This is a genomic window from Pseudoalteromonas sp. AWM4_233 (genome assembly GCF_056158285.1).
Genome location: NZ_JBSWSZ010000158.1, coordinates 1 through 5,141 on the forward strand (window position 1 = coordinate 1; position 5,141 = coordinate 5,141).

Below are 5,141 nucleotides of genomic sequence, written 5' to 3' on the forward strand. Positions count from 1 at the left end.
GCTCAGGTTGATCTTGCCAATGAGTCGTGACATTTTTACCGCTTAAAAAGCCCAGTTTTAGCAAGCAAAAACGCCCCCGTACAAACACTCGCAACACGCCTAGTGTGTTAGTGGCTGTGTGTTTTAACCAAGTAATAACCTCTACTTTTTCGAGCTCTCGTGTATGGACTCACGCCCCAACCACAACAAGCAGAATCAAGCAAAGGGCGGTCGGCAAAGCTGTAATGGGGGTTTACACTATAGCCGCCGCGGGCAAGAACAGGACTATCATTTTCAGGCGATTAAACTCACTTGCCGATTCATTACTCGCTAGGCGCTTAGCCGTACTAAACACCTCAAACGGACCTGAGAAATCGAGCACTTCGGCATCATCATAGATGTAAATTCCAATATTCATACAATTGTTCCTATTATGTGGATTTATCTCTCAAGTAAAAAAACGTACTATGCCATTTTTGCAGTTCGTTAATGACATGTTATTAAATTGCGCACTGTATACAAACAAAACTTCAAGGCATTGTTAATGCGTTTTTTATTATTATTGAGCGTGCTGCTGGTTGGTTGTAAAACGACACGAGCAAAGCGTTGCTGGAAACCAGTGGAAGTATCGCCGGGCACTATTTATTTTCAGGGCGAAACATCAAAGCAAAATGTTGAAAAGTTTGAACAATTATTAGTAAATAGTGATCAGCAAATCAACACCTTAATTATTAATAGCGAAGGTGGTGATGTGATGGCAGGTCTCCATTTCGGAGGCTTAGTTCATGAATATCAACTCAATGTTGTGGTACGGGAGCTTTGTGCAGCGTCTTGCGCTAATTATATCGTTACCGCAAGTCCACATGTCCTCGTTGAAGAGCAAGCCGTTGTAGGCTGGCATGGCGGCTCATTACAGCCACTATACGTGCCAATGGAGCAGCCGCCCGAGGTCGCTAGCTATATAGCAAAATGGCAAACCGCAGAGCGACAATTTTTCGATATTATCAATGTTGAACAAGCGGTTACTATCATAGGGATGATGCCAGGTATTACCGAGAAGCGTGATGCTGCTATTTATAGTTACGATACCCAAACCCTGAAGCGTTTAGGGTTACATATCGAGTTTGCAGGTGCGCAAACAGGGATGTCAGCAAGTGGCGAAAAACTAGCGCAGGTATTCGAACTTGAAGAGTCTGTACTTAACCACTTTTTGATTCTCAACGATATTGTTTCAGCAGAACTTATTAACTAATAAAAAGTCCACATGACGTAGGCTTTTTATTAGTTATGTTGGCTAAGCCAAGAGTGGATTTGTTTAGCACTTCTTGGTGACACTATTTCAGCACGACGTTTTAACTCTTTATGCCACGCCAGATCATTTAAAGCCGCATCACTAAATGGCGCGTTTCTGTCTGTGTTTTTTAGCACATAATAGGCGTCTACAACATCCGCAAGGCTAATACTATTGCTTGTAGCAAAGCGTTTAGACATTGACGCTAACGGCTTATTCAACGAACTATTAGCCGATAAAGGGATCAAGCTGTCCGCAGGGTATGATGATGCAATACCATCGTTTTTCATCGCTGGCCAAATAGTGTATGTGGAGCCCGGCTCTTGCTGCTCAAGTAATGCAATAACAGAACTAAAAGGCGAAGCTTGATTGCTTATAACTATCGGCTTTTTAAACGTGTGAAATGCACCAAAGAGTAAGATTGCACGGCGCTGCTTAGCGACAACATGCTGATTTATAGCCTCTAAATAGCCAGTTTCACGGCTACGCTCTAGCTTTTGCCAATCCTCTTTAGAGAGGGTTTGCCAGTTCATTGCAGGCTCAGCAAGGACAAGACGAACTTTATGTTCACGGGTGCTATTAAGCTGTTTTAACTTTAAAACTAATTGCTCATAAACATCATATTGCCATGCCATAAAATACAAGGTGTCGCGCCAAATGTGCCTTACGTCATCAATGCTTATATTCTGTTTGCTCAACAAATATTGATCAGCTAAATCTTGATACCGCGCATTGCCAAATTCAACGACAAGATCATCAAGCTGCTGCCAGTTACTAGGCTCATCTAAGTATTTTATAAGCCTAGTAACAACATGCTCGCCGCCATGAACATCACCAATCGCAACGAGTTTATTAGCGTGTAACGCTTTATTAAGTTGGCTGTCGTAATCATAATTTGCAGCTTTGACAGTACTTGCAAAACATACAGATGCCAAAACAACAAACCCGATACGCTTTAAAACCTGCATATTAATCTAACTCTAATTGGGCTTTTTCAACAGTTTCCGTGGGTAACTCTTTTTGAACAGAAACCCCCAACTCTTTGAACTCAGAGGCCTGCTTAATCAAGTTTCCTTTACCGCGGTACAGCTGAGAAAACGCTTTATCATAGCTTTCTTTGGCGCGGTCTAACTGCTTACCAACCCCTTCCATACTGGTTAGGAAACCATTGAGCTTGTTGTAAAAACGCTCAGCACGGGCGGCAAGCTCTTTTGAGTATTTAGTTTGCTCTTCAAAACGCCACAGTTGTTTTACGATATTCAAGCTAGTCAATAAGGTCGTTGGCGTAGCAACTAAAATGTTTTTTTCGATTGCTTGCTGATAAATATCACTTTGGTACTTAAGCGCTTCAACAAATGCTGACTCTATTGGTACAAACATGATCACCACTTCTGGTGAGTTAATACCGGGTAGTCTGTCGTAGGCTTTGCTTGCTAACTCGTTTATACGTGATTGCACCGCCATAACATGCTCTTTTAGCGCTTGCTGCGCCTCAAGCTCTGTATCGGCATTGACATAGCGTGTATACGCGTTTAAAGAGGTTTTAGCATCGATAACTAAATGACGTTGCTGAGGCAAATACACCACAACATCTGGTCGTAAACGGCCATCTTCGGTGTTAAACGATACTTCTCGCTGATAATCTACTCCAGCACGCAGCCCAGCGCTGTCGAGTACATTTTCAAGCATTAACTCACCCCAATTACCTTGGGTTTTCTTTTGCCCTTGTAATGCGGTGCTCAGCCTATCAGCTTGTTCGGTGATGGCTTGGCTTTTAGCCTGTAAATGCAATAACTCAGTTTTTAGCGCTGCACGCTGCTTTAGATCTTCGACGTGGATCAATTCCATCTTATCGCGAAAGCCTTTTAGCTCACCCTGAACAGGTTTTAATAGTTGCTCAATACTTTCTTGATTTAAGGTTTTAAAACGTTGCGATTTTTCTTCAAGGATTTGATTAGCGAGATTTTCAAACTCTTTTTTGAGTTGCTCTTTGCTTTCTTTGATATGGCTAAGCTGCTCTTTAAAATGCAGTTCTTTTTGCTCAACTGTGCTTCGTAAGGTACTTAAATCAACATCGCGCTGATTAAGTGCAGCTTTTGTATCAGCAAGTTCAGCTTCGACCTTGCGCCAAAACTGACTATATTGTTGTGCTTGTTTTTCTTGTTCTACAAAGCGGGTTTTAAAGTGTTGAGACTCATCACGTTGTTCTGCGTAATCTTGCTGTAACTGCGAAAGTGTAAGCTGGCTTTGTTCAAGATGCAGCTGCTTTTGTTCTAAATGATTTTGTAGGATTTGCTGGCTATTTTGAAGTTCGGTTAACTGATTTTTTAAGCGACTATTTTGTAGGGCAAAAATAACACCACTTGCAACAGCACCTACAGCAGCACCAAGCACACCACTTTGCCAATTAATCTGTGCAATTAGCTCTGTAATCATAATGAAAACTCAATAACTTAAAGACACATCATCATAACGAATTAGCGCTCAGCAGAGTAGGGGGTTTAGGCATAAAAAAAGCCAGCTCAAGGTGAGCTGGCTCTAACATTACTAAAATTTAGTAACCAAATGGGAAATCAACATAATGCTTATGTAAACTGCAATTTAACAACAAGCATAATAATAGACGCCCCAAAATTTGATTAGTTCAAAAAAACTTTAAAAAAATTTAATTTTTTATCAGTGCAAGCATTTGCTCTTCATCAAACTGAGTAAAACTCATTGATTTTTCAGTAAATAATGCATCAACAAGGGCTTGTTTATGCTGCTGCATTTTAAATACTTTTTGTTCGATTGAGTTAGCCATAATCAATTTATAAACAAACACAGGGTTAGTTTGGCCAATACGATAGGCACGATCTGTCGCTTGTTTTTCAACGGCAGGGTTCCACCAAGGATCAAAATGAATCACTGTATCGGCTTGAGTTAGGTTTAATCCGGTGCCGCCGGCTTTAAGGCTGATTAAGAATACGGATGTATCACCTTGAGTAAACTCTTCAATTACACGGTCGCGATGTCGCGTTTGCCCAGTAAGCATACTAAAGCGGATGCCAAGTTCATTTAATCGCTCAGCTATCACATCAAGTGCCATGGTGAATTGACTAAATATAATCACCTTACGTCCTTCGCTAAGCATAATAGGCAAATGCTTTGATAACCACTCAAGCTTAGCGCTGCCAGCCTGTGAACTAGGATCGATCAATTTTGGATGACAACAGATTTGTCTTAGCTTTAATAATGCATCTAAAAAGGCTAGCTTACTTTTTTGCACACCTTGCTGCGCAAATAGGTCAACTAATTTCTGTTCTAAAGATTCAGTGATACCTGAGTAAATTTCCTTTTGTTTGCTTTCAAATTCAAACTCTTTAACTAGCTCAGTTTTCTCTGGTAGTTCCTGAGGTGCTGGAAGTTAGAAGCCACAAGGATCGGTTAACCTTAGCAATACGTAACTGAACGAAGTAAGAATGCAAATAACCATATTGCTAAGGTTAACGACGGTTAGATTCACCTCTTACACAGCACCTCGTCTTTAATACAGTGTGGAAATGCGCTTCTTGCTGACCTAATACTTCACAGATCCACTGAGCTTGGTCGTTATACATCTGCTGAGCACGGATCTCTTAATGTCTCTGAACACTGATAGTTAAACTTTAAGGTTTCTTTTTCTAAGTAATATGCAAAGCCACAGATGTCATAGTAACCACAATCTTGACGGTCAAATGTATCTGCCATGCTGCCTGCTTTTACCCATAACGGCGCGGTTTCATCATACTGACTGGTTGATGCCAAAATGTTCTTAACCATTGGCTTAACCTGATCTTTTAATGACGGCACAGGTGCTGTGTAAGAGGTGAATCTAACCGTCGTTAACCTT

At 41.0% G+C, this 5,141-nt stretch carries 5 protein-coding genes and 1 pseudogene; 1 reads left to right on the forward strand and 5 read right to left on the reverse strand.

From position 1 onward, the window contains the following. Positions 1-232 precede the first annotated feature (232 nt). On the reverse strand, positions 233-397 hold the full coding sequence (locus ACXAC4_RS28190) for a hypothetical protein (protein WP_475168711.1): 165 nt from the start codon (positions 395-397) through the stop codon (positions 233-235). A 126-nt stretch (positions 398-523) separates the two neighbouring features. Between ACXAC4_RS28190 and ACXAC4_RS28195 the strand changes: the two genes are divergently transcribed. Next, the gene (locus ACXAC4_RS28195; protein WP_475168712.1) at positions 524-1,231 is read left to right on the forward strand and encodes a hypothetical protein; all 708 of its coding nucleotides are present in this window, start codon (positions 524-526) and stop codon (positions 1,229-1,231) included. Positions 1,232-1,260: 29 nt separating this feature from the next. Here the strand turns inward: ACXAC4_RS28195 and ACXAC4_RS28200 are convergent, their stop codons facing one another. The 4 genes and pseudogenes from ACXAC4_RS28200 to ACXAC4_RS28215 all read right to left on the reverse strand — a co-directional run. After that, positions 1,261-2,238, reverse strand: coding sequence for a hypothetical protein (locus tag ACXAC4_RS28200; protein ID WP_475168715.1), 978 nt, complete (start codon positions 2,236-2,238; stop codon positions 1,261-1,263). A gap of 1 nt (position 2,239) precedes the next feature. After that, on the reverse strand, positions 2,240-3,706 hold the full coding sequence (locus ACXAC4_RS28205; RefSeq protein ID WP_166341024.1) for a DNA recombination protein RmuC: 1,467 nt from the start codon (positions 3,704-3,706) through the stop codon (positions 2,240-2,242). Positions 3,707-3,935: 229 nt separating this feature from the next. After that, a pseudogene (locus ACXAC4_RS28210) lies at positions 3,936-4,664 on the reverse strand (DEAD/DEAH box helicase); the annotation flags it as partial. 197 nt (positions 4,665-4,861) lie between these two features. Further along, on the reverse strand, positions 4,862-5,141 hold a 280-nt coding region (locus ACXAC4_RS28215), incomplete at its 5' end, for a collagenase (protein WP_475168719.1).